Origin of the sequence: Mucilaginibacter sp. CAU 1740, from assembly GCF_039839285.1 — a bacterium.
Lineage (GTDB): Bacteria > Bacteroidota > Bacteroidia > Sphingobacteriales > Sphingobacteriaceae > Mucilaginibacter.
This window is the reverse complement of sequence record NZ_JBDOQS010000015.1, coordinates 195,332-218,255: the sequence shown is the minus strand read 5'-3', so window position 1 is coordinate 218,255 and position 22,924 is coordinate 195,332. Positions and strand designations below refer to the sequence as shown.

The 22,924-nt window shown below is 43.9% G+C and carries 27 protein-coding genes; 18 read left to right on the top strand and 9 right to left on the bottom strand.

Annotated elements, in window-relative coordinates; translation table 11 throughout:
* The 4 genes from AAFN85_RS27250 to AAFN85_RS27235 form a co-directional block, all read left to right on the top strand.
* Window positions 1–376: hypothetical protein (locus tag AAFN85_RS27250; RefSeq protein WP_347531105.1), on the top strand; the 376-nt coding region annotated here is incomplete at its 5' end.
* Between the two features lie 1,054 nt (window positions 377–1,430).
* Window positions 1,431–1,559, top strand: coding sequence for a hypothetical protein (locus AAFN85_RS27245; protein WP_347531104.1), 129 nt, complete (start codon window positions 1,431–1,433; stop codon window positions 1,557–1,559).
* Window positions 1,560–1,634: 75 nt separating this feature from the next.
* Complete coding sequence (locus AAFN85_RS27240) at window positions 1,635–1,916, top strand: DUF3253 domain-containing protein (protein WP_347531102.1); 282 nt, start codon at window positions 1,635–1,637, stop codon at window positions 1,914–1,916.
* 293 nt (window positions 1,917–2,209) lie between these two features.
* Window positions 2,210–3,901: an FAD/NAD(P)-binding protein gene (locus AAFN85_RS27235; RefSeq protein WP_347531100.1), complete on the top strand. Its 1,692-nt coding sequence runs from the start codon at window positions 2,210–2,212 to the stop codon at window positions 3,899–3,901.
* A 46-nt stretch (window positions 3,902–3,947) separates the two neighbouring features.
* On the opposite strand, the gene AAFN85_RS27230 is transcribed toward AAFN85_RS27235, so the two are convergent.
* On the bottom strand, window positions 3,948–4,385 hold the full coding sequence (locus tag AAFN85_RS27230) for a DUF1543 domain-containing protein (RefSeq protein ID WP_347531099.1): 438 nt from the start codon (window positions 4,383–4,385) through the stop codon (window positions 3,948–3,950).
* 161 nt (window positions 4,386–4,546) lie between these two features.
* On the opposite strand from AAFN85_RS27230, the gene AAFN85_RS27225 reads away from it, so the two are divergent.
* Together AAFN85_RS27225 and AAFN85_RS27220 are read left to right on the top strand one after the other, a co-directional pair.
* A complete protein-coding gene (locus AAFN85_RS27225; RefSeq protein ID WP_347531097.1) occupies window positions 4,547–6,037 on the top strand; it encodes a DEAD/DEAH box helicase in 1,491 nt (496 codons plus the stop codon).
* Complete coding sequence (locus tag AAFN85_RS27220) at window positions 6,034–6,588, top strand: hypothetical protein (RefSeq protein WP_347531095.1); 555 nt, start codon at window positions 6,034–6,036, stop codon at window positions 6,586–6,588. The genes AAFN85_RS27225 and AAFN85_RS27220 overlap by 4 nt, the downstream gene beginning before the upstream one ends.
* A 366-nt stretch (window positions 6,589–6,954) precedes the next feature.
* Here AAFN85_RS27220 and AAFN85_RS27215 read toward each other — a convergent pair whose 3' ends face one another.
* Window positions 6,955–7,374 carry a helix-turn-helix transcriptional regulator gene (locus AAFN85_RS27215; RefSeq protein WP_347531094.1) on the bottom strand — a complete coding sequence of 140 codons (420 nt, stop codon included), beginning with the start codon at window positions 7,372–7,374 and terminating at the stop codon, window positions 6,955–6,957.
* Window positions 7,375–7,561: 187 nt separating this feature from the next.
* On the opposite strand from AAFN85_RS27215, the gene AAFN85_RS27210 reads away from it, so the two are divergent.
* From AAFN85_RS27210 to AAFN85_RS27190, 5 genes are all read left to right on the top strand, one after another.
* Window positions 7,562–9,088, top strand: a complete 1,527-nt coding sequence (locus AAFN85_RS27210) for a hypothetical protein (RefSeq protein WP_347531093.1) — start codon at window positions 7,562–7,564, stop codon at window positions 9,086–9,088.
* Between the two features lie 221 nt (window positions 9,089–9,309).
* Window positions 9,310–10,206 carry a site-specific integrase gene (locus tag AAFN85_RS27205; protein WP_347531091.1) on the top strand — a complete coding sequence of 299 codons (897 nt, stop codon included), beginning with the start codon at window positions 9,310–9,312 and terminating at the stop codon, window positions 10,204–10,206.
* Window positions 10,203–11,258: a hypothetical protein gene (locus AAFN85_RS27200; RefSeq protein WP_347531090.1), complete on the top strand. Its 1,056-nt coding sequence runs from the start codon at window positions 10,203–10,205 to the stop codon at window positions 11,256–11,258. The genes AAFN85_RS27205 and AAFN85_RS27200 overlap by 4 nt, the downstream gene beginning before the upstream one ends.
* Before the next feature lie 110 nt (window positions 11,259–11,368).
* The gene (locus tag AAFN85_RS27195; protein WP_347531089.1) at window positions 11,369–11,593 is read left to right on the top strand and encodes a hypothetical protein; all 225 of its coding nucleotides are present in this window, start codon (window positions 11,369–11,371) and stop codon (window positions 11,591–11,593) included.
* Complete coding sequence (locus AAFN85_RS27190; protein ID WP_347531111.1) at window positions 11,590–12,147, top strand: hypothetical protein; 558 nt, start codon at window positions 11,590–11,592, stop codon at window positions 12,145–12,147. The genes AAFN85_RS27195 and AAFN85_RS27190 overlap by 4 nt, the downstream gene beginning before the upstream one ends.
* A gap of 71 nt (window positions 12,148–12,218) precedes the next feature.
* Here AAFN85_RS27190 and AAFN85_RS27185 read toward each other — a convergent pair whose 3' ends face one another.
* Window positions 12,219–12,755, bottom strand: coding sequence for an ORF6N domain-containing protein (locus AAFN85_RS27185; RefSeq protein WP_347531088.1), 537 nt, complete (start codon window positions 12,753–12,755; stop codon window positions 12,219–12,221).
* Window positions 12,756–12,832: 77 nt separating this feature from the next.
* A complete protein-coding gene (locus AAFN85_RS27180) occupies window positions 12,833–14,044 on the bottom strand; it encodes a site-specific integrase (protein ID WP_347531087.1) in 1,212 nt (403 codons plus the stop codon).
* 1,000 nt (window positions 14,045–15,044) lie between these two features.
* Here AAFN85_RS27180 and AAFN85_RS27175 point away from each other — a divergent pair.
* From AAFN85_RS27175 to AAFN85_RS27165, 3 genes are all read left to right on the top strand, one after another.
* Window positions 15,045–16,163, top strand: a complete 1,119-nt coding sequence (locus AAFN85_RS27175) for an alpha/beta hydrolase (RefSeq protein ID WP_347531086.1) — start codon at window positions 15,045–15,047, stop codon at window positions 16,161–16,163.
* A gap of 191 nt (window positions 16,164–16,354) precedes the next feature.
* The gene (locus tag AAFN85_RS27170) at window positions 16,355–16,897 is read left to right on the top strand and encodes a hypothetical protein (RefSeq protein WP_347531085.1); all 543 of its coding nucleotides are present in this window, start codon (window positions 16,355–16,357) and stop codon (window positions 16,895–16,897) included.
* A gap of 123 nt (window positions 16,898–17,020) precedes the next feature.
* Window positions 17,021–17,599, top strand: a complete 579-nt coding sequence (locus tag AAFN85_RS27165) for a sigma-70 family RNA polymerase sigma factor (RefSeq protein ID WP_347531083.1) — start codon at window positions 17,021–17,023, stop codon at window positions 17,597–17,599.
* A gap of 94 nt (window positions 17,600–17,693) precedes the next feature.
* Here the strand turns inward: AAFN85_RS27165 and AAFN85_RS27160 are convergent, their stop codons facing one another.
* From AAFN85_RS27160 to AAFN85_RS27150, 3 genes are all read right to left on the bottom strand, one after another.
* On the bottom strand, window positions 17,694–18,263 hold the full coding sequence (locus AAFN85_RS27160) for a DUF4142 domain-containing protein (protein WP_347531082.1): 570 nt from the start codon (window positions 18,261–18,263) through the stop codon (window positions 17,694–17,696).
* Between the two features lie 63 nt (window positions 18,264–18,326).
* The gene (locus AAFN85_RS27155) at window positions 18,327–18,995 is read right to left on the bottom strand and encodes an MBL fold metallo-hydrolase (RefSeq protein ID WP_347531080.1); all 669 of its coding nucleotides are present in this window, start codon (window positions 18,993–18,995) and stop codon (window positions 18,327–18,329) included.
* Window positions 18,996–19,005: 10 nt separating this feature from the next.
* A complete protein-coding gene (locus AAFN85_RS27150; protein WP_347531078.1) occupies window positions 19,006–19,377 on the bottom strand; it encodes a response regulator in 372 nt (123 codons plus the stop codon).
* A 389-nt stretch (window positions 19,378–19,766) separates the two neighbouring features.
* Here AAFN85_RS27150 and AAFN85_RS27145 point away from each other — a divergent pair, with 389 nt between their 5' ends.
* A complete protein-coding gene (locus tag AAFN85_RS27145; protein WP_347531076.1) occupies window positions 19,767–20,012 on the top strand; it encodes a hypothetical protein in 246 nt (81 codons plus the stop codon).
* A gap of 841 nt (window positions 20,013–20,853) precedes the next feature.
* On the opposite strand, the gene AAFN85_RS27140 is transcribed toward AAFN85_RS27145, so the two are convergent.
* Window positions 20,854–20,985 (bottom strand): hypothetical protein, encoded by a 132-nt coding sequence (locus AAFN85_RS27140; RefSeq protein WP_347531075.1) that lies wholly within the window; start codon window positions 20,983–20,985, stop codon window positions 20,854–20,856.
* A gap of 173 nt (window positions 20,986–21,158) precedes the next feature.
* Complete coding sequence (locus AAFN85_RS27135; protein ID WP_347531074.1) at window positions 21,159–21,446, bottom strand: DUF5655 domain-containing protein; 288 nt, start codon at window positions 21,444–21,446, stop codon at window positions 21,159–21,161.
* Window positions 21,447–21,491: 45 nt separating this feature from the next.
* Between AAFN85_RS27135 and AAFN85_RS27130 the strand changes: the two genes are divergently transcribed.
* From AAFN85_RS27130 to AAFN85_RS27120, 3 genes are read left to right on the top strand one after another with little or no spacing between them, the layout of a single operon-like run.
* On the top strand, window positions 21,492–21,830 hold the full coding sequence (locus AAFN85_RS27130; RefSeq protein WP_347531073.1) for a zinc ribbon domain-containing protein YjdM: 339 nt from the start codon (window positions 21,492–21,494) through the stop codon (window positions 21,828–21,830).
* Window positions 21,831–21,834: 4 nt separating this feature from the next.
* On the top strand, window positions 21,835–22,206 hold the full coding sequence (locus tag AAFN85_RS27125) for a hypothetical protein (protein ID WP_347531071.1): 372 nt from the start codon (window positions 21,835–21,837) through the stop codon (window positions 22,204–22,206).
* Window positions 22,207–22,258: 52 nt separating this feature from the next.
* Window positions 22,259–22,915 carry a hypothetical protein gene (locus AAFN85_RS27120; RefSeq protein WP_347531069.1) on the top strand — a complete coding sequence of 219 codons (657 nt, stop codon included), beginning with the start codon at window positions 22,259–22,261 and terminating at the stop codon, window positions 22,913–22,915.
* The last annotated feature ends 9 nt before the right edge of the window (window positions 22,916–22,924 follow it).

Genomic DNA, 22,924 nt, shown 5'->3' with positions numbered 1-22,924 from the left:
TTCGCGGGTGCCTAAAGTGATCGGTGTCAAAAATCATCATCATTTCGGGGTATGGTCAAAAAGCCTGGTTATCGGGGTAGTGGTAGCTTTTGTTATTACAGCCGGATCATTTGGTACAGCTTTATATCTTAACCATCAAAACGACCGGCTAAACGAGGAGGCTTATAATTTCTGGCTGGTTAGGGCGCTATATCCTAAAACAGCAAAAATAATTATTACGGGATTGAAGAATGATCCAAATGCTTTTATTGCTAAGGCTGAAAAGGCGATGGAGAAACAGCAAGCCATTGATGCCGCTAAAGCTCTTGCCGATCAGGCAGACAAGGATCAGAAAACGGCGCGGGATAACCTGAAGAAAGTAAGGTCAGCCAAGTGATTTTACTTTGACCTGTTTTCTTTTTTGATAGAGGAGCATGGCCATGCAGCTGCGGCAGGCGGCTTCATTACACCACGCGCTTTGCTGCGGGTTCCATTACGCCGCCAGCCACGCCGCCGCACATGCAGGCGTGTATTCGTTTCTCATACACATCTGCCTTTCCGAACCTCGGCTTATCGGTTAGTCACAGCACCGCAATCACAAAGTTAGCTACGCAGGCAAACTGTCAAGGCTATATAAACTGGCTATCGCCAGGCCTTGACAGTTTGCCTTCTAACAGCTCCGGGTGTTTAAGCGTTAGTATGACTGGATGTGCGCAGTTCGGCAATTCCCTGTCTCACATGACTTTTAATTTGGGAAAAAGACGGCCTTAATTTTTCCAAAATCAATTGGCTTAAATAAAACACTCTCAACGCGCGGATCCGCTTAGGATTTTGTGATATTCAACTTGTTAATCGATGAAGATAAAACCTAGATTTTACTTTTACCGGCCGGATCGATATTTGGAAAAAGCTGATGCGATACAATTTAATTAATATGTAAGAAAAATGATTCACTTAAAAAGAATGCATAGGAATTTTAAAACTATAAGGATAATTGGCTTTGCAACGACTTTTTTAGTATAGGCAAAGGCATGGTTTTAACTCTGTTACGTTGTCACCGTAAATAACTAACGCAACATCCTTTCCACTATTTGCATTTAAGATTCACTGGCATCAAGAAGCTTGCGCTCACTTCCTAATTAAATTAAACCTCTTTTTAATCGCATGTAAGTGCAATTTTACTCATTATATACGGCAACAATCCAACCTTTTTGTTAAAAGTTAGCAAGCTTGCCATTCCCTAATGATGTATATCGCTTACGTAGGTTTACCGATAATAGTTGGAACGGACTTCAATAGCGCAGCTTTTCTAATCAATGAAAATTTCATTTCGAATATCCTTTTATACTCACAGATATCAGACAGGTCAACTATATTGGCATGGTTTGTGAAAATAATTATTTGCGGGTTACCGCATATGAAAAACTTTATAAACTTTAAATTTTAACATCATGCCTACTAAAGCAAAAAACAGCAAATCGGAAGCATCGAAAGAGATGCGCGACCCCAAAAATTCAAAACAGGAAAAAAGCGCGGCAGCTAAAGAACTGAGCAGCGGTAGCAAAAAAAGCAGCAAATAAACAATCAGGATTTCGCTTTAAAGGCGGCGCGAAAGTGCCGCCTTTATATTTACAATGCCCCTCCATTAAATAATCATGTCTGTTAAACCTGACATCCGACAAGCTATTCTTGATCAAGCACTCTCCCGCGGCGTTTCGAAAACTACCTGTCCCTCGGAGATCGCCCGTGCACTTTTTCCTCACGACTGGAGAAGCTACATGGAAGAAATCAGAACCGTGGCATTACAGATGCATAAAAACGGGCAGATCGTAATTACCCGGAAAGGCGTCGCGATTGACAACGGTCCGATCAAAGGCCCTATTCGCATTGGCCTGAAAAATCAAATTCAATCCGACCGGCGTCCTGAAGCCGACTGACCCGGTCCAGGGCATTCATAAGATTTTTTTTGCAATTGGGACACAGTGTATTAAAAAACCGCCATATCCTCATAAGATAATATTTAAACCAGGACTTAAAATGATTAGGTTCTCGCTTTAGAAGGTTAGGAATGATTTATGTAAGAGGTAAGCACATCATTTCAACTATGGAACCGGAAGATAAAAAAAAACAGATAAAGTTATTCGACCTGAAAATACTGCTTGCTCTAAAGGCTGATCTCAAAAAACTAAAAGCACGCAGGTTACACAAACAATCGATCGCTGCCTAACTTATGCATATCGGAATTATCGGGGGCGGGCCGAGCGCGCTTTTTATGCTGAAAAGAATCGTGGAGTCAACAAAAAGCGGTTTAACGGTCAGTATATTTGAAAAAAAACAAAAACTGGGGGTTGGTATGCCCTATAGTCACGAAGGCGCATGCAGGGAACATATCACGAACGTTTCCGGGAATGAAATCCCGGAACTGGTGACCACTGTAGAGGACTGGGTTGGCATGAACGGCGAAACTGCTGTCAACTATAATATAACGGTTAAGAACTTCAATGATTATAAAGTCTTGCCACGGTTGCTGTTTGGCGAATACCTGAGCCAGCAATTTGACTTTTTGCTGATTAAAGCTAAACGTGCCGGGCTTGAGGTCAATGTCCATTTAAGCACCGAAATTATAGATATCAAAGACCTGCCTTTAAACGATAAGGTGGAAATCTACGCGTTAGATGGGCGCATATTTACATTCGATAAAGTCGTCGTTTGCAGCGGTCATTACTGGCCTAAGTCACACGAGGGATCGATCTCCGGTTATTTTGATTCACCTTATCCGCCACAAAAGTTAGCCCATATTGTCAACCGCCCGATTGCGATCAGAGGAGCGTCGCTTACAGCCATTGATGCCTTGCGGACATTGGCTTTAAACAATGGCACCTTTGAAATTTCCGATAATAGAAAGATGATTTATCAATTACGTCAAGATTGTGCTGAATTCAGGATCATCCTGCATTCCAGGAACGGTCTACTGCCGGCCGTGCGGTTCCATTTGGAAGATTCACACTTGGCTAAAGACTCCGTGCTTGACGCGGAAGAAGTGGAAAGGGTAAGAAAAGAAAATGGTGGTTTTTTGCCACTGGATCATGTTTACCGGAGAAATTTTTTAAATGGCTTAAAGGATAACCGCCCTGAATTCTATGAACTGATCAAAGAGCTTAGCCTGGAAGACTTTGTTGAGCTGATGATGATCCGACGTGAAGATACGGCTGCATTTGATTTATTAAAAGCGGAGTATGCCGAGGCAGAGCGGTCGATCGCCTTGAAGCGTTCGGTATACTGGAAAGAGATGCTTGCTGTTTTAAGTTTTGCCATGAATTATCCGGCCAAATATTTTTCCGGCGAGGACATGCTGCGACTGCAGAAAACCTTGATGCCGCTGATCTCCATCGTGATCGCATTCGCGCCACAAAATTCTGTGGAGGAAATGATTGCGCTGTATGATGCCGGCGTTTTAAAACTGGTTAGCGTGGGCGAAAAAGGTGAGATAGAAGTACGCAAAGAAGGAGGGATTTATTATCATTTATTGGAAGCTACGGGACAAAAGATATCCCTGTTCTACGATACTTTTATTGATTGCATCGGACAGCCGCATTTAAAATATGAACAGGTTCCGTTTCCTAGCCTCATCAACGATCAAACGATATCTCCGGCCAGGATCAGGTTCAAAGACCGGCAAAATGCGATTGCCGGCATCGCTGCCGGTAATGAACAGGTTCATCTCGCAGAGGATGGCAATTACTATCTAAAAGTTCCTGGAGTTACCATCGACGATCACTTCCGGGTCATTGATGGAGCTGGCAGAACCAATAAAAGGATCCATATGATGGCTGTACCCTTTATCGGCGGTTATAATCCCGATTATTCCGGGTTGGACTTTGGTGAAGCCGCTTCAGCCAGGATCATCGAAAAATTGATTTAAATTTTATCCAATTTATAATATCCCAGATGGATTTCGTCGGCTGTACCTAAAGGATCGGTGTTAAAACCAACCGGTAATGTAATTTCATCACGGGAGCCAGAACGTCATCGATCTGGTAAATCTCATCGACATCAATGCCATATTTTTCATCAATATGCGCACTGGCGCTTTTAACAGCTGTAATAGTTTGCTGTTTAAAAAAATTGGTCAGCGTCGAAGTTTTGATGGCACCTTTCCGATGTTCCTGAACCGTTAACAAAGTGTAGTGCTGCTCTTCGAGTTTCGCTGTTTGATAGCCGCCCAGGTTAACGAAAAAGAGGCGTCTGCCATTATTCAAATCTGGATTGATTTCCGAAACCTTGCGGACCTCTACACGGTAACCGTCAACGTGGGTGACCTCCCGCCATCCGTCTATATGCAGGCTGCTCCCAGCCTCAGGCCAGAATGCGTGCAAAGCGAAAAAAGACTTTAATTCAAATATCAAATTTTAAATAATTGATTCATACATCCATGATTAGTTGCTTTCAGGTGTCAACTTCTTTTGTGATCATAACTGTTTAAAAAACGGCAAAAGATTATTACTACGGCTCACCGCGTGGCATAAATATTGTATTCCTATATTCCTACTTGCAAACCAGTTAAAACATGTTATACCCATATCAGCAGCGCGATCTTGATCTGATCTTTAGTAAAATCCAGCAGGCCCCGCCGGGCTACCGGTTGTTATATCAGCTGCCTACAGGGGGAGGCAAAACACGGATCTTTTCAGAAGCGGCGCGCCGTTTCCTGGACTGTTGTGAACGGAAAGTACTGATCCTGACACACCGACAGGAGCTGTGTCGACAAACCTCAACTGCACTCAAAGCCTTGGGTATACGGAATAAACTAATCAACAGCCAGGTCAAACAGTTGTCTCCTAGAAATCCGTACTCCTGTTACGTTGCCATGGTGGAAACTTTTTATCACCGGTTGGAAAGTGGTGATATAGATATTTCAGACATCGGCCTGGTCATCATCGATGAGGCACATTACAATGCTTTCGGAAAACTGCTGGCGAGATTTGAGCAGCAAAAAGTGGTCGGTGTTACAGCAACGCCCTTCAGTGCCGATATCGATCGGCCTATGCGGAAAATTTATCAAGAACTCATTGTGGGGGAAAGCATTAGGAGCCTGATTGCGCAGGGCTACCTGGCTAAACCTGTTAACAAGCGCTACGATGTAGAGTTAAACACGCTGCAAACAGGCCCCGGGGGCGATTTTACCGTGGCCAGTTCCGATGCACTGTATAGCAGCCCGGCAATGCTCGAATTGCTGTTGCATGGCTTGCAGGAACATGCCCGCAACAAAAAGACGCTGATCTTTAATCATGGCATATTTACTTCCAAAGCGGTTTGCCAGTACCTCAGCGAGGTCGGATTTCCTGTAAAACACCTGGATAACGAGACACCTGCGGATGAACGCTTGGAAATCTTAACCTGGTTTAAACGAACAAAAGGCGCAGTCCTCACTTCTGTATCGATCCTGACCACCGGCTTTGACGAGCCGACCGTACAAGCCGTGGTGCTGAACCGGGCGACCATTTCGCTGACCCTTTACCATCAAATGATCGGGCGCGGTGCAAGGCGGCTTCCGCAAAAGAAGACTTTCACCATCGTTGACCTTGGTAATAACACAGAACGTTTCGGTGAATGGAACGCGCCATTGGACTGGCAGCAGGTATTTGAGCGCCCCGAAGCGTTTCACCTGGCCTTGCATTCCAAAAACGAATTCGAAGCCCACCAGTTGGCACCGGAGCTGCGCAAGCGTTTTCCCAATACACTGCAGCTCTCCTTTGATATCCAACAGGCTCATCAACAGGTTCTCGCGCAGCACCTTAAACCCAAAATAGTGATCCGGGATGCGATCCGGCAGCATGCACTGATGTGTGCCGAGAATGCAGACGATGTCAGCAGTGCTCTTGAACTGGCCGGATTATTGGATAAAGAAATCAACTGGCGGATCAGGCAATACGCCAAATGCCTGGGCAAAGTCACCAAAAATTACACCGACTGGCTGATGGAGGATTACCACAGCCGCCTGAGAACGCTGATCACCAAGCTCATGAACCGCAGAGCGCTGCAACGCTTATCAGCATGAACATACGCCAGGAACAACTGAGATCCTGGGTAAGCGGTAAGTACGCGGGCCGGCTGACTCCGCTGAGTGGAGAGCCTTATTTTCACCATGTATTGACCGTGGCGGAATTAGCCGGAAAGTACGCCGACCTGGGGTATGAGACGGGTCTTTGCCACGACATGCTGGAGGATGGCATCTGTACGGATACGGAACTTCAAGCTGTACTGCAAGGACTTCATTACACGGAAAAGGAAATTTCGTTGATCAGGCGCACGGTCATTGAACTGACCGATGTCTTCACTGCCGAGGCTTATCCCGAACTTTCCAAAAAGAAACGCCGGCAAAAAGAAGCGAACCGGCTGGAACGCATTTGCCCGTTGGCGCAAACCGTCAAATACGCCGACATGGTTTATAATATTGGTTGGGTGATACGTTATCAACAGAGAAAAGTGAGGCGATATCTGAAGCGCAAGCTAAAGTTACTAAAACAGCTGGATAAAGGAGATGCAACGATGCGACAGTTAGCTCTTAAAACGGCTCGTCATGCGTTAAAAATCTATGCTGATAGTTAAACAGATTGATTTCATAAAACAAGTCCTTAATCGTTTGGCATTGTGGAACAATGATATGATTGTCGAACTGTTTTATTAAGCCGCGTTGCTGATCATTAAATTTTTGAAGTAGGTTATAAAACTCTCGTGTTTTCGTAAACTGGGGAACATCTCATGTTTTTGTGCCTGTAGCCTGTTTGCTTTTTAGCTTTCGAATTGATAATCAAGGATAGTAATCCAAATACAAGTGTTACCGCCCTTTGATAAGCGGAAGTTTTCTGATAGTTACTTTCATGGCGTTCAAAATTGGTCACGCATGAAGTAACAGTTTGATCTGCTAAAAGCTTGAGGCTGATCAGATGAGCGATAGTAAAAAATATATGCTTTTTATAGATTCCTATTTTTTAGGATCTCTACTTTTTCTCTTTCACTCGCTAAAAGTTGTTCGTAGAGTTTATTTTCCTCAAATAATTCAATCACCTTATCAATTGGATGAAAAGTAGGTTGGTAATTTATTGCATTTAGAGTGGAAGTATCTGTACTTGTAAAAGTGTTTGAAATTATATTCAAAACGCTGTCCTCACTAAAGTTTTTAATCGCGTCAACGGGTACTTTTAATATTTCAGCGACCTGCTTCAAAATGTCATCTTCAATTTTTTCCTTTTGCTCTAATAATGACACTCTCTTCTGACTCCATTCTTCACCAAGTGCGATAGCTAAAGCCTCTTGTTTTAGCCCCATCATTTCACGGAAGCGTTTAATGTTTCGGCCTTGATGGATATTTTTGGGCGTATCGGTAGTATTCATAAGTCAGTATGTAGAGTTTGTTCAAAATTAAACAAAATAATAAAAACCTGTACTTTATCTAATATAGAAATAATAACGGGTGAAATATGCATAATCTGATGTCAGATAGAACATGGCTGAGTAGGATATACAACAGGATCTCTTCAACTTCGGGTATTAAGATATTATTCACTTAATTCATTAAGCTATGCGAGGTGACGAACATTATGTACCATGGGAGAACTATCCTAAATTCCTGCTTTTTAATGAAATCCGCGATCCGTATCGCGCGTTACGAGATGCTTTTTGGGGCGAAGAACCAGAAGGGAATAAACGTTTGCTGGAACAATTAAAAACATTTGCGCTTAGCGATATACATTATCAAGGTGGCAAAGAAGGACCTGCAAAAATGGTGCAGGCGGTAAACGAGTGGGTGCGGATGATCGAGATCTGTTTTATTTTGTGGCTTGACAGAAAAACCCCGGATGATTGGGATAAGGCCGAAATTGTTGAGGGGAGTGAATTGCGGTTTGCCAAACATACATGGAAATATTTTCCGGATGATTTGTCGTTCTACGAAGAGCGCAATCCATATATAGTTTTTAGGCGAATTTTTAGCTATATCAGCTTGCAGGACCTCCGTGACTATTTCGATTACTGGCTTTACGCAGCTCTTAGCAATAAGGCATTGACTGTAGAAGAATTTGAAGGCAATATGCCCCAATTATTTGACGACCTGTTAAAACTCCACTCGGCAGCTTATATGGTCGAACAACTTGCTATCGGCGCGGTATGGGAAACCCTTACTACAAATAACGGGCATCACCTATCTTATACTAAAGAGGGCCGAAAGGTGATCACGATCATGGAGGACACGGAAAATTACAATCTTTTCGATTGGAAGTTGCCACGGGCACTTAAACGAAAAAACAGATTAGAGAGGGAATTTAAATTCGGGGAAATGGCAGAGGCTCTCGTAAAGGAATTTCCATTTATTAAACATGTATGCCACCTGGGTGCTATACCCCATGCGGACAGGATTTACCTGCTGATTTTAGTTGATGATAAGGTTGTAATGACAGAAGATGAGGTATCGGATAAAATTCAATCTGATAGGCTTGGAAAAACCTTTATCGTTCCCATCGTTTATAAAGTCAAAGATGCTTTAGATGAAATCAAAACGAATCCACGCTTTTGGGAATGGGTAGTTTATGCAGGGACAGTATTATATACTGACCAGGATCTTCTAATTCCGAACCCTGAATATGTGACTGTCGAAATGCATAAGTCGGTGTTGGAAAGGTCCTGGAAGAACGCTCATAAAGAGTGCCGCAGCCTGTTAAAACGAATAGAAACCCACTTTAATAAGGAAGAATACAAGTCTGCACTATCATTTATGATCAAAGCGATTGAAACTGTACAACAGTGTGCGATAGAGCTTAAATTGGGATACAACAGACAGGACGGAAAATTTGCCAAACTGCAACAGATAATTAGCCTGTTTACTGATGATTACCAATATATCCTTTATAAGGATACGGATGATGACACGGAGTTTGTTTTCTACAATCTTTTCGATAAGGGATATCCTAAGGCTAAAACGAAAAATTTCAAAGCCGACAAATCCATTTTGGAAACTGCCGTGAAAAAGATTGAACAGTACCTGTCGAGAACTGAAAAGCTATATACTCAACAAATTGCATTTCTTGAGTATTCTCTGGGCAAATTTTCGTGAGCAAATACCGTAAACTAAAATATGACATGTTTTAGGATACTTTAGAAACGCAAAAAATAGATTATCCGGATTTTCATTGTGAAATTTGTATTGTACCGCCAAGGAACGAGTGGAGGCAACGGCCAAGGCCGGCGAAAGCATCGCGGGGATGTGAATAATTCACAGCCCCGCTTGCTTAGCCGAGGTTATCATTTTGTCGTTTGGTGAAAGATTTTTGCCCGATGAACGAAAAAATTAAAAATGATTCAATTGGCCTGTTGTTTCAGCAAGCATTGGATAAAAAGCTTGCATCTGACCTGAGCAAGCATCACAAAAACAACCTGCGCTATGCGTTTAACCATTTCATGGAGTTTCTCGGCGAAAGCGGACGTGAAATGTCAATCCGGGAGTTGACCACATCAAGGATCGAAGAGTTCCTGCAACTTTTCGGTTCATCAGCCACCTATTATATGAACAGGCGGCGCGAACTGAATATCCTATTTAATCTGGCTTCAAGAATGATTGACGAGGATTTACAGGCCGCAAAGCGAACCGAATCCAGAAGGGTTAAAGCAACACTTCATTTAGCCTACGAAAAAGAACAATTGGAACCTGTTCTCGATTTCCTGAAAGCCAATCATACTAATCTTTACCGATGCTGCCTGATGACCTATGGCTGCCTGCTTCGTCCGCATGAAGAGATCAGGTTATTGGCTAAAAAACATTTCAAGCGGGACAATACGGAAATCCATTTAGACGGTTCAGAAAATAAGGGTGGCAAGATCCGTGTCGTTTACGTGCCGGATTATGTCAGGGAAGAACTGGAACCGGTATTATGCGAGTTAAAAAGAGAGGATAATATTTTTAGTGGGATTAGCGAACCTTTTAACCAAACCTATTTTAGCAAGCAATGGAACCGTGAAAAGAAGAAAATGCTAAGTCACGGCCTGATCTATCCTAAGCAAACCCTTTATTCGTTCAGGCATACAGCCGCCATAGACGTATTTCGGCGGACCAAGGATGTCTATATGGTGCAGAAGATAATGGGACATTCTTCAGTGGTGGTCACCTTAAAATACCTCCGAAGCCTGGGCGAATTTGATACAGAGGAGTTAAAAGCAGCGGCACCTGTATTATGATCGTATTGACACGCGAAGAAATATACCGGCTTGTATGGGAAACGCCGATGACGCTGATCGCCGAAAAATATGCCATATCAGATGTAGGGTTTCGTAAACTATGCATCCGAATGGATGTGCCCTTTCCGAAAAGAGGTTATTGGGCAAAAATTAAAGCTGGTTATAAACTCAAACGACCATTCCTGCCTGTAACCGGCAAAAACTATTTACCCGCCAAGCTAAAAGAACGGCCAGACGGAACACCTGTTAAAAAACAGAGTCAGCTTAAACTTCATACCAGGAAAGTTGCATCGGAGAAACTACCATTCAAAGTTCCTGACCGGCTGATTAGACCTGAGCCGGTCACCCTTGCTGCACGTGAAAGCCTTAAAAAGCTGACCGATTCTAATTACCCAGGCATGGCGATAACCGGAAAGAGGGAATTGGATATCAAAGTCTCGCCAGCCAATATCGGCAGGGCACTTCGATTTATGGACACGTTGATCAAATGTATCAGGGCGCGAGGATATTTATTTGAACTGGATGATGAAGGCAGCTATGTCGTGATAAGGAATATCAGGTTGAAAATTACTTTTCGGGAGCGAACCACAAGAATAAGGGTGCATGATAAATCGTACTGGAATTACGAATGGCACCCCAACGGAAAAGTTGTCTTTAGGATTGAAGCCAGGTTGAAATCAGAATGGCAGGACCTCAAGGCGGAGTTGTTGGAAGAGCAATTGCCTAAGATCCTCGCTAAACTGGAGCTAACAGCGAAAGAGGAAGAGCTTTACCTTGAGAGAGCCCGGATTTGGCAAGCGGATTGGGAACGCGAACGAAAACAAAAAGCCGAATTTGAAGCGCGCAAAAAGCAGGAGAAAGATGCCTATAAGCAATTGATGAAAAATGCCGAACGCTGGAAACAAGCACAACTGATCCGGGAATTCACGCTTGCCACGCCAGACGCTGATCCGCAATGGTTTTCCTGGGCGAATGCTAAAGCAGACTGGCTCGATCCTTATAACCCGGCAGAGGACGATTGGTTGAACGATGCAGATAAGGATGATCTTTGATCGATCATATTGCTATGAAAACAGGTCTGATCCAATGTCATTCCAGATTTCGCCCAACATTAAAGGTTTAATATTCCATCATTGATTAAATACTAAATACCTTTACAATTATGCGATTACAGTTTGCCTCAGACCTTCACCTGGAGTTTCCGGAAAACCGGAAATACATGGTGTCAAACCCTTTAAAGGCCGAGGGGGATATACTTTTATTGGCGGGCGATATTATTCCGTTGAAAGATATTGACCGACATGGAGACTTTTTTGATTTGCTCGCTGACAGTTATGGGCATATTATTGGGTTCCGGGTAACCATGAGTATTACGATTTTGATATAGTAAACAGGACAGGCGCTTTTCGTGAATCGATCCGCTCTAACGTAACACTGCTCAATAATTCCACTATTGAATTGAACCAGATCAGGGTCCATTTTACAACACTATGGTCGAAAATATCGAAATACAAAGCCCGGTATATAGAACGTGGTATGATGGATTTTCGGGTAATCAGGGATGAGGGGATAAGATTGTCAGTTGAAAAATATAACCAGATGCATTTAGATTCTTTAGCATTTCTTAATACTGCTTTAAGAAATGGTGAAGATGATCAGAAGATGCATGTCAAAAATATCGTTATTTCGCATCACGTACCTACCTTTCAGCATTACCCCAAACAGTATTTGGAGAGCATTTTAAATGAAGCTTTTGCAACTGATCTGGATGCGTTTATAGAGGCAAGCGGTGTTGACTATTGGATTTATGGCCATCATCACGATGGTACACCCGAGTTCAGCATTGGGAAAACTAAACTGGTAACTAATCAGCTTGGGTATGTCCACCAGGACGAACATAGAAGTTTTGATGGCGGAAAATCGCTATCGTTAAATATGTAGGATGAATGAATACCGGCATATCTCCATGCCGGTATTCTTCAAAAAGATAAGGTAGTACCAATTTCTGTCGATTAGAAACTATCTGTATCCGGCATATAACCGATTTTTTTTCTGTCCATTCGTTGCGACTTTTTCTCAATAAGTTCATCCAAATATCCAAATACCAACTCAAGGCTTTTATCCTGCTTGATCAATTTGCTTTTAATTTGTTCAATTTCCAACCGAAGCTCGGTATTATCAAGATACATATTTCTTATCCTGTTGAATATCCGCATAACCTGAATGTTGGCCTGGATGGCCTGTTTGCTGTTTAGCACGCTTGAAAGCATCAATACACCATGCTCTGTAAACACATAAGGTAATTTTCGTCTGCCTCCACGTTTTGACGTCGCAATTTGCGACATCAAACTTTCAAATTCGGGTTCGTTCAATCTAAACATAAAATCATCCGGGAACCTGTCAATATTTCTTGTTACTTGTTCGTTCAAACGTCGTGTTTCTACGCCATAAAGCTCGGAGAGATCGCTATCCAGCATTACTTTCTGATCCCTGATATAATAGATCTTAGTCATAATGATATCGTCTGATATTAATATTGTATTGCTCATGTATTTGTTGGTTAAAAACAAAATGATCAACCACGGAACCATAATTTGGCTCCGTGGTTATTTAATCAGGTGGTCTGTTAATAAAGCTGCCTAAGTTTAGACATATCCTGGGCGACTTTCATATCAAGAATTTTCGCATAGTGCTGGGTTGTTTTGATATTGGTATGGCCGAGCATCCTAGATACACTTTCGATAGAAACGCCATTTGCAAGTGTTACAGTTGTTGCAAAAGTATGGCGGGCTATGTGGTAAGTCAATTCCTTTTTAATGCCGCAGGCATCAGCTATTTCCTTCAGATAGCTATTCATCTTTTGATTGCTCAATACAGGAAGCAATAAACCATCATTTACGCATTGCGGATGATCTTCATATTTTGCCATTAATTCCATTGCCTGGGGAAGTAAAGGAATTCGGGACGAAGTATCTGTTTTTTGACGGTTGGTATAAACCCATTTCTGTCCGTCGATTCCGGTTACGATTTCTGAACGTTTTAATTTCTTAACATCCGCATAAGCTAAGCCTGTGTAGCAACTGAAAAGAAAAATATCCCTTACTTGTGATACCCTGTCACTAACAAGTTTCTTATTGGCCATCACCTCCAGTTCTTCAGCGTTTAAGAAATCTCTTTTAACCTCTTTAACTTTAGGCTTGTATTTGACAAATGGATCTCTATCAAGCCATCCGTTGGCGATACAGATCAGAATGATCTTCTTGAAGTTTTTTAGGTACTTAACGGTTGAGTTATTGTTGCAACTCCTTTCCGAACGCAAATAAAAGTCATAAGCCATAATAAACTCGTGGTCGATTGCCCGGATATCAATATCGCAGGAGTTGAACTTCCATTGCAGGAATGCTTGTGTATGTTTGAGACTTGTCTCGTATCGATCAAGCGTCCCCTTTGCATATTCTTTACCGATCAGCGCTGCGACCTGACGGTTATGTTCCTGGAATATTGGTACCAGCATTTTTCCGGGCGAGGTTTTTCCGCCGAGGAGTCTGTCTTTTAAGTTGGAAGCAGTGATTAGCAATTTGCGCTCTATCATATCCCGGTGAACATCGTACACCTGGTGTTCTAATGTTTTCAGGTAAGCATTGATACTTTTTGTATCCTCATTGTTCCCGGTTAACTTTTGGCCGTTTGTATTCCATTTGTCTGGATTGACATAGCGTTTAGAGGAGACTTCGATGCGCACACCATCAATAGTGATACGCAGGTAAACAGGGGCGAGGCCTTCGGCATTTGTTTTTGATCTCTTTACGTAAAAGAGGAGGTTAAAAGATTTGTTCATCGCTGAAGCTTTTAAGTGAATAAAATTAGTTACATATCCTCCTGAAATCAAGATGTTTAAATACTAAACAGGCTCAATAACAGTGACTTATAAGCATTCTGGTGACTAGCGGTTTTACCTCTCAAAAGGTCACCCGCAGGTCCCTGGACCAAAGCGATTTATTGGTTTATTTGATGTGGGCCAAAAACATAAAGCGCCGTAAATTATTTATTTACAGCGCTTTTGATGCTAATTGAATAATACTTGGCGGAGAGCTAGGGTTCAGAACCAACGCTCTTATGTTTTTATTATCAGTAATTTACATTTTAAAAAGTCCGTTACTCTACGAATGACGCACGCAGCAACTATACTCTAATTGTTAAATCAAATATAGAAAAATAATTATTAATTGAAAAGCTTTTTAACCTTCTAGTCTAATTTAAAATTCTGTCATTTATTTATATTAATTTAAAATACCTAACAATAAAGCTGCCGTATTTAACTAATCGAGGGACATTAAAAAAACTTACCGTAAGCTTAAAGAATTTACCAAAGTCATGATTCACGAGCTGACTACAATAATTTGTCTGCATCCAAATCTGACGTTTGAAGTTATATGGGCAGACGCAACAGACGATACTTGGCGCTAATATTGGAAAATATATTTTGAAGACAGAAAAGCGCTACAAAAGTTCTAGGTCCCCGAATAGTCGAACAACTAAATTATTATATCATCAAATCTCAGTGGGATGGCTGTTTTATCCCTGAAATGTTTGAATTGAATGAACAAAGTGAGGCCATCGCGATTTTTGTGCAGATCTACCCGTCGAGGAAGCACCGCAATCCCGACTTTATTGTCATCGCACCGGCGAATCCGGTTAAGTTGGAAAAATAACTTGTCCGGATGTTAACTAGCCATAAATAATAATGCCTTCATAATTTAACTGGTTGTGAAATAATTGAATTTATAGTAGAACATTCTTTTGCAGCGCTGGTTTTGTTTTAAACAAAAACATCACCTATGAAAGAAAAGATTTTATTAGGCCTAACTGGCGCGGCACTTTGCCTGGCTGCCTGTTCAGGTTCCGGCAGCAAGACCGCCGGCGACACGACGACGAAAGACACGGCTATAATGGCCATGGCCGACAGTTCTAAAAGCTTAAAACCCAAAAGCCCGAAGCCTGCCTGGGGTGCCGACCTGAAACCCGAAATGCAGGCCGTATTGGAAAAACTCGATAGCTATGGTGATAAACCGATTCCGCAGTTAACCGCACCGGAAGCGCGTAAAAATCACACGCCAACCGACGCGGTGATGGACCTTATGAAAGAAAATAATATCCTCATGCCGGCACTGGCAGTAGACACTACGGGCAAAGATATTCCCGGAGGTTTGCACGTGCGAATATATACACCGAAAAGCGGAAACGGACCTTTCCCGGTGATCGTTTACTACCACGGCGGCGGTTTTGTTATCGCGAATTTGGATGTGTATGATGCGACACCTAAAACCCTGTCCGATATGGTGGGCGCGGTGGTGGTATCCGTGGCTTACCGCCTGGCACCGGAGCACAAATTCCCTGCGGCGCATGAAGATGCTTATACCGCCTACAAATGGGTGGTGGACAATGCAGCCAGCATTAAAGGAGATCCCCAAAAAATCGCCTTAGCTGGCGAAAGCGCCGGTGGCAACCTGGCGGTGAACACCGCCATCAAAGCACGCGATAAGGGCGTCATGCTGCCGACAGCCATCCTGACGGTTTACCCGGTAGCGCAGTCGGACATGAATACCGATTCTTATATCAAAAATGCGGGTGATAAACCATTGAATAAACCGATGATGGCCTGGTTCGTCAAAAACTATTTAAACAATATGGCCGAAGCCAAGGACCCGCGCATTAATCTGGTGGCCGCAAACCTAAAAGGCTTACCGACAACAACCATCATTACCGATCAGTATGACCCGCTCCATGATGATGGTACCATGCTGGCTGACAAAATGAAAGCGGCCGGGGTGAATGTAGACACTAAAAATTATGACGGGGTCACCCACGAATTCTTTGGTATGGGCGCGGTCGTGCCACAGGCTAAGGAAGCCGAAACTTATGCCGCCGGCCAGCTGAAAAAGGCCTTTGGCAAATAATTGATAGTGTTTGGGAAAACAAGAGGGGCGGCCACGCGGCTGCCCTTTTTATTTGGCCTGGGTGTCGGGGAATGAACCGAAAGATCAATTTAATTATATCCAATAAATTCGTACTCCCAGAAAGAATGACTAATTGTTTACGCAAATGCATCCGGCAAGCGCAACTATTCGTAGTTCTTATAAACACACCCATGAGAAACTGGCCGCTGATACGACAATTGATCCGACTGGAGCGCAGTTCCGTCGAGTGGAAGGCACGCAACGGCCTTAATATTCTGCGGGTATCACTCGGCTTGGTGTTTATCTGGTTCGGCGTACTCAAATTCTTTCACGGCGTCAGCCCGGCAGAAGAGATCGCTGGCCGGACCATCCTCAAACTTACTTTCGGCACGGTTAAACCGGCCGTTTCCCTGCCGGTACTGGCCATCTGGGAATGCACCATTGGGCTGGGCCTTTTGTTCCGCCGCTGGCTGACACTGACCCTCGGCCTCCTTTACCTTCAGATGATCGGCACCTTTCTGCCGCTCTGGTTTTTTCCGCAGGAAACGTTCAGCGCACTTTTTATCCCGACCCTGCTCGGCCAATACATTATCAAAAATATTGTGCTCTTATCCGGCGCTATCGTTTTAGGTGCCACCGTCAGGGGCGGCAAACTGACTGCCAAAGCCGATGCCATTTGGCCCTTGAACCTGAAGCTGCGGTCGCCGCGCAGGCCGGTGCCACAAAGTGTTTAAAATCAGGCAAACAACTTTTTCTTAGCCGTGTTGTAACTAACATAAAGACCCCTGCTTTTTTATCATTAATCCGGCTTGCCAGACCCCCCGATAACCATTCAGAAAAAAGGTCAAAGGTGAACTATGGCCAGACGCAAAATCAAACTCAGCGAAGAACTGCTGATCCGCGCAATACAGGAAAAAACAGACTTAGGTGCGAAAGCGCTGTATGATATGTATGCCGGCTCGCTGCTGGGTGTGGTTAGCCGCATCGTGCCTGATAGTAGCCTAGCTGAAGACATCTTACAGGAACTGTTCCTGAAAATCTGGAACTCTTTTGACAAATACGATGCCTTAAAGGGCCGCCTCTTTACCTGGATGGTCAACCTCGCGAGGAACCTAGCCATCGACGCCCTCCGCAAAAAAGATTACCGGCAACAGGCGCTGCACCTGGACCTTGCCGAATATGGCAACGAACTGGCGCAAGCAGCTCCGCTGTTTGACCCCACCGACTTCAAACTAGTGCGCTCGGCAGTCATTAACCTGCCGGATAAAGAACGCCAGGTACTGGAACTCATCTATTTTAAAGGCTTTAAACATACCGAGGTCGCCGAAGCCCTGCAAATGCCGCTGGGTACTGTTAAAACCCGCTGCCGCGCCGCGATAAACAAATTAAGGGAATATTACCTATCCGACAGGCAAATAGTTGCCTGTAGCGCTTAAATTAAACTCGGTGCTGTTGTTTATCCGCGAAAAAACCAAATAAAAAGGCGGGATCCTATCCCGCCTTATAACACTGAGTATTTAAATAATAATTTTAAGCACCCAATTCTTTTAATATCCGGCTCGTTATGGCCACATGCTCTTTAAATACCGCAAGTGACAATGTGGCCAAGTGTCTGCCCTGGTTTTCAGCTGCACCAGCCATTTTTCCTTTGCTGATGTAGTTTTGCGCGAGGTCACGTAAAAATTCGTGGTTCTCTAATTGCGCTTTGATGTAGGCTTTGTCAAATTCAGGACCTGCCGGGGTGGACTTGATCTTTTCCAATGTAGCTTTTGCTTTGGCATCCATCATCGGCACTGGTGTTCCCAGGTCTTTCAGCACGCCCGTTACCGCAATAGCTTCCCCAAGTTCAAAACCCGCAAATTCTTTCGCGTTTTTGTTGGTGGCTTTATTCACGGCGATTTGGCTGGTCGCCAGAGATAATTCGGCCGGGCCGATTACGCCCATACGGAATTCTTTTTCGTTGGCCGCCATTGGATTGTCGACAACAGTTGCTGCTTCGGCATTAAAAGATGTTAGCATACCGCCCGCTACTGTCAGGCCTGCGCTCAATGCGATGGATTTTTTTAAAAAATCTCTGCGCTCAATTGTGTTGTCTTTCATGTTGATTGTATTTAAAATTTTAGTTTTGATATGTAAAAGTTCTTCCTAAAGAACTAAAAGCATTTATTCCTGACTGATCACTAGAGCGTCACCCGGCTCTCCCGCACTGTAAAATTTAATATTGTTCTTTTCAAAATGTTCCGTGTAATTTTCATACCGCTGTTTTAAAAAAAAAGGTTTCGCATAGCCGTCGTGTACCGGTAGTACCTCCTTTGGATTGATCCGGTCAGCAAATCCGGCAACCGCAAGTTCGGTAGTAAAGGGCGCCATAATTGGCAGGATCAGCAGGGGAATACCCTGATATTCATTTAATTTTTCATCAAAGGAATCTACGGGATGAAGGACAAGCTGATCAATGACATAAGCATGCATATTAGGTGCCGGACTATCCAGCAAAGGCTCATGCTTAACATTAATAACCTGGAACAGAAAATGCCCGAGTGTCATTTCACCTTCTTCGACAATTATACTTTCCAGGCAGGCTTCCTTAAGTTCCTGGGAAACCTCTGCGTTGGTATAGATGGCCGCCTGGCTTAATTCAATGATCTTGCGGAGGTTATCGGTGTCCAAATGGTCCGGATGGTTATGGGTGATGATCACTGCATTGATATCTGCAAATTGGTCAGGTTTGACCAAACCTTCCGCAAAGGAAAATTTACCGGGATCGAATAATAATTTAAAACCATCTTTTTCAAAAAGCAAACAGGAATGGATGTATTTTGTGATTTTCATGAATTGCGTATTAAGCGGCGGCGTAAAAGCCGACTTTCTGGATGAGATCTTCAATATCGAAAGGCTTAGCCAGGTAATCATTGGCCCGACAGCCCCCGTCTTTTAAAACCTCCTGTTTGTGGCTGGCGGATATCATAATAATTTTAATGGATTCGGTACCTGATGCTAATTTGAGTTCGCGGCAAATATCCCGGCCGTCCATATCTCCGAGCATTACGTCCAGCAGGATTACGTCCGGGTGAAAATGATCCACTGCACTATTGATGCTGTGGCCGTCGGCCAGTTCGCTGACCTCATAACCCTCGCCTTCGAGGATCAGGTGGATAATGTCGCGGATGTCGTTATCGTCGTCCACGATCAGAATTTTTTTGTGGTTTTCCATTTTAATCAGTGTTTTTCATCACACTAATTAAAAAGAGAGGCCGAAGCTGCTTTTCCTTCACAGGTGGATGGAAATAAATATATTATGCCGCCTTCTTTACGGCTTTTACTTGCTGCAAATCGCTTTTCAGCAAAGCCAGTAATTGCAGGTCGAATGATTTTAACAGTACAGCGGTTTTGGCGGTCGTTTTCATAGTGGTTGTTTTGATAAACCAAATGGGCTAATAACCGTGCCATACGGTTTACATGCGGGAATGCCCCTCCAATCAGCAACAGCTGTAGCTTAATCGCTACAGCAATGACCTAATCAGCAGCTTTATTTTAACTTCTAGTATATTTAATTAATTTAGGGCATCCGATCACCCGTACTGTTTTCCCCTGTTAATGTTTATGAATGAGCAAATTGGGCTGGAGCAAAACCAGCTGCTGCAGATATTACAAGCTATTCCCGAAGCAGCTGCAGTTTACAGTTATGCCGACCTGACCATCGCTTTCGCCAACGAAGGCATGCTGCTGCTCTGGGGGAAAGATCAGGACGTGAGCGACAGTACTTTTGAAGCCGTCCTGCCGGAAATGGCAGGCCAGCCCTTTACCGGCTTATTGAAAGAAGGCTGGTTCATCGGGAAAACCTGCTAAGAGAAAGGCCTGCAGGCACAGCTCGTGGTCGACGGCCGGCCCAAACCTTTTATTTTGATTTTACTTACCAGCCGCTGCTGGATAAACAGGGCCAAACCTATGCCATCCAGCATACCGCCACCGAAGTCAGCAACGTAATCGACGATTCAGGGATTGTTAAATTGATTAATCAAAATCATAATTGTGATTTGTGATTGCGATGCCATTTATTTTCTAATTTTTTAGTATATGACTTCAGATCTCCAAGGTAAAGTCAAAGTGTATTTGCTTAAAATTAGAATGGTATGAATATGTAGATTGATTTTTTCACTACCGTAATAAGTTTAGATGATTATTGAAATATATAATTTATAATTCTTTTCCATGCCAACTTTCGGTGAAGGACTTGTAATTAACTGAAGTGAATAGAGGAGAGGGAGAGATTCGACCCTATGCAATCTACGCGTTATTGATACCGTTTTTGACGACAAAGTCAAAAAGACTCTACGAATGACGCAGTTCATTTGACTTGATGTATCAGCTTACTAAGAAGGTTCTAAACCTGATATGCTTATAACTGGTATTCAGTGTATTATAATTTATAAGGTGATCCTACGCTACGAATGACGCAATAGGAGGGTAATCTAATTGTTAGTCAAATTTACTATTTTGATTCTAGTAATTTGTATTTCCTTAAATGATATTCAAGTAGTCTTCGCCCGGCAAATAATCAAATACTTATCCAGCATGTCGAGTTCGCGGGGGAAACAGCGCGGTGATCTGGATAAGCTTTAAATATGACGAGGTCAGCGATAGCTGCGCAGCTCGCTGACCTCGTTAACTGGCTTGTCCCGCGGCACGATTAATCCCCCTTTTTGTGTTCGTGCGGTTTGAGTGCCGGGTTGTTGTTCGGCGTCTCCTTATTGTCGCGCTGACGTTTGTCGACCTTACCGGTTGATTTCGCTGTTTTTTTCGGTCCTGTTTTAATGCCCATGGTTTTAATTTTTGATCTGTAAATAATACACTCGGTCTGTGCTTTTGTTTTGGCTTGAAATTAAGGTACGGCATAAGATTCCCGGATGTACTGGAAAAGTCCGGGCCGAATGTCGTCCAGTCTGTCCACTCGGATATGGTTGGCGAAGTTCTTTCCGGCAGCCACGCTTTTGATCACCGGTTTTCCGGATGCGCCACCGTCGAATAGAACTTGAGATCCAGCCATTTTTTCATGGGGCGGATCATGAGGAACCCCACCCGCCGGGTAAAGACGATACAGTTGGGTGATACCCCGATCAGCACCTTGGGCCAATCGGCGACCTCGGCCAGGATCTTATCTAATACCAGCACCAGTTCCGGCGAGCGGCCTTCGAATAAACTGTCGAGGTTCACGCGCTGGCAATAATGCCGGTAATCCTGCCAGGGCAGTTGGCGATCACATTTAGGACAGGTCCAGCTCATTATTTGATAATGTTTACCTTTGTGCTTTAAACGTATTTACAAAAAATGAACCAACTTCCTTCCTGCCCGGTCTGCCAAAGCCCTTATACCTATAAACAAAGCGACCTGCTCGTCTGCCCGGAGTGCGGGAACGAATGGGCTGCTTCAGCAGCACCGGCAGCTGAAGATGTTTTGGTGGTCAAAGACAGCAATGGCAATGTGCTTCAGGACGGCGACACGGTGGTCACGATCAAAAACCTGCCGGTTAAAGGCACTTCCCAAAGCATCAAAGCGGGCACGAAAGTGAAAAATATCCGCCTGGTGGAGAGCGATCACAACATCGACTGCAAGATCGACGGCTTCGGGGCCATGGCGCTGAAATCCGAATTCGTTAAAAAAGCCTGAGCAAGTGAAGCAAGAGATGCCATTTGCTTTCCTGCTGGACGAATTGCCCAAAAGCATCATCGTCAAACCCGCGGTCGGCATGTTTTATGTTTATTTTGGCGGCAAGATCGTGCTGATCTTCCGTCGTACGAAAAAGAATCCGCAGCATAATGGCATCTGGGTATCCACCCGCAAAGAACATCATCAAAGCTTAAAAGCTGATGTGCTCGCCATTACAAATTTCGATCTGGAGGAAGGCTTCGATACCAGTTGGTTGCTCCTGAGCGACAAGCATGATGATTTCGAGGACGCAGCGACCAAGCTATGCCGGTTGGTGAACAACAGGGATCAGCGCATTGGCAAGGTCACCCCCGCCAGTGCAGCACTTTTTGATTGATTTATTGGCATGATTTTGCATGTGAATTACATCTATTCTTAATTTTTACTTTATGCATCGCTATAGCCAGATCAACGCCTTCCTGCATACGTCCAAACTGTTCTATACGATCGCGATCGGGATGGACAGTACCTACATTTTTGTCAGCCCGAACTATGACCGCAATTTCAGCTTAGGTAAAGGAACGCTCAAGGGCCAGCATTTTTCGGTCACGCTGCACCCGGATGATATCAAGGTTTGCGAAGCGGTGGGCCCGAAATGTTTTGCGGCACCGGGGCGCTTGTTCCCGGCTACGCTGCGCAAGCATGATGGCAAAGGCGGCTTTGTGATCACGCAATGGGAAATGCAGGCCCTCTTCGACGCGAACGGCCAGCCGGAAGGGATCTTTTGCATCGGCTACAACATCACGCAGTTCATTGACACGCAAAACAAACTGGAGCAGGCCGCTTCTGACCTGGACGAGATCGGTTATATCCAGTCCCACGGTGTCCGCAAGCCACTGGCCAATATTGTCGGCATCATTGAATTGATGGATAGCGTCGAAGGTTACGAGGACTATCAGCACCTGACCCGGATGCTGAAAAGCAGCGCCGGGGAACTGGACGAGATCATCCGGGATATTTCAGATAAGGCAACGGCTAAACCAGGCAAACCGAACAAATTGATCGAGACGCTGAAAAAACTGGGGCGGAGCAATAAACGGAAATAATGAGACGCG

Coding starts and splice junctions, on each gene's coding strand:
- AAFN85_RS27245 (WP_347531104.1), top strand. CDS start 1,431: ATGCCTACTAAAGCAAAAAACAGCAAATCGGAAGCATCGAAAGAGATG.
- AAFN85_RS27240 (WP_347531102.1), top strand. CDS start 1,635: ATGTCTGTTAAACCTGACATCCGACAAGCTATTCTTGATCAAGCACTC.
- AAFN85_RS27235 (WP_347531100.1), top strand. CDS start 2,210: ATGCATATCGGAATTATCGGGGGCGGGCCGAGCGCGCTTTTTATGCTG.
- AAFN85_RS27225 (WP_347531097.1), top strand. CDS start 4,547: ATGTTATACCCATATCAGCAGCGCGATCTTGATCTGATCTTTAGTAAA.
- AAFN85_RS27220 (WP_347531095.1), top strand. CDS start 6,034: ATGAACATACGCCAGGAACAACTGAGATCCTGGGTAAGCGGTAAGTAC.
- AAFN85_RS27215 (WP_347531094.1), bottom strand. CDS start 7,374: ATGAATACTACCGATACGCCCAAAAATATCCATCAAGGCCGAAACATT.
- AAFN85_RS27210 (WP_347531093.1), top strand. CDS start 7,562: ATGCGAGGTGACGAACATTATGTACCATGGGAGAACTATCCTAAATTC.
- AAFN85_RS27205 (WP_347531091.1), top strand. CDS start 9,310: ATGAACGAAAAAATTAAAAATGATTCAATTGGCCTGTTGTTTCAGCAA.
- AAFN85_RS27200 (WP_347531090.1), top strand. CDS start 10,203: ATGATCGTATTGACACGCGAAGAAATATACCGGCTTGTATGGGAAACG.
- AAFN85_RS27195 (WP_347531089.1), top strand. CDS start 11,369: ATGCGATTACAGTTTGCCTCAGACCTTCACCTGGAGTTTCCGGAAAAC.
- AAFN85_RS27185 (WP_347531088.1), bottom strand. CDS start 12,755: ATGAGCAATACAATATTAATATCAGACGATATCATTATGACTAAGATC.
- AAFN85_RS27180 (WP_347531087.1), bottom strand. CDS start 14,044: ATGAACAAATCTTTTAACCTCCTCTTTTACGTAAAGAGATCAAAAACA.
- AAFN85_RS27175 (WP_347531086.1), top strand. CDS start 15,045: ATGAAAGAAAAGATTTTATTAGGCCTAACTGGCGCGGCACTTTGCCTG.
- AAFN85_RS27170 (WP_347531085.1), top strand. CDS start 16,355: ATGAGAAACTGGCCGCTGATACGACAATTGATCCGACTGGAGCGCAGT.
- AAFN85_RS27165 (WP_347531083.1), top strand. CDS start 17,021: ATGGCCAGACGCAAAATCAAACTCAGCGAAGAACTGCTGATCCGCGCA.
- AAFN85_RS27160 (WP_347531082.1), bottom strand. CDS start 18,263: ATGAAAGACAACACAATTGAGCGCAGAGATTTTTTAAAAAAATCCATC.
- AAFN85_RS27155 (WP_347531080.1), bottom strand. CDS start 18,995: ATGAAAATCACAAAATACATCCATTCCTGTTTGCTTTTTGAAAAAGAT.
- AAFN85_RS27150 (WP_347531078.1), bottom strand. CDS start 19,377: ATGGAAAACCACAAAAAAATTCTGATCGTGGACGACGATAACGACATC.
- AAFN85_RS27145 (WP_347531076.1), top strand. CDS start 19,767: ATGAATGAGCAAATTGGGCTGGAGCAAAACCAGCTGCTGCAGATATTA.
- AAFN85_RS27140 (WP_347531075.1), bottom strand. CDS start 20,985: ATGGGCATTAAAACAGGACCGAAAAAAACAGCGAAATCAACCGGTAAG.
- AAFN85_RS27135 (WP_347531074.1), bottom strand. CDS start 21,446: ATGAGCTGGACCTGTCCTAAATGTGATCGCCAACTGCCCTGGCAGGAT.
- AAFN85_RS27130 (WP_347531073.1), top strand. CDS start 21,492: ATGAACCAACTTCCTTCCTGCCCGGTCTGCCAAAGCCCTTATACCTAT.
- AAFN85_RS27120 (WP_347531069.1), top strand. CDS start 22,259: ATGCATCGCTATAGCCAGATCAACGCCTTCCTGCATACGTCCAAACTG.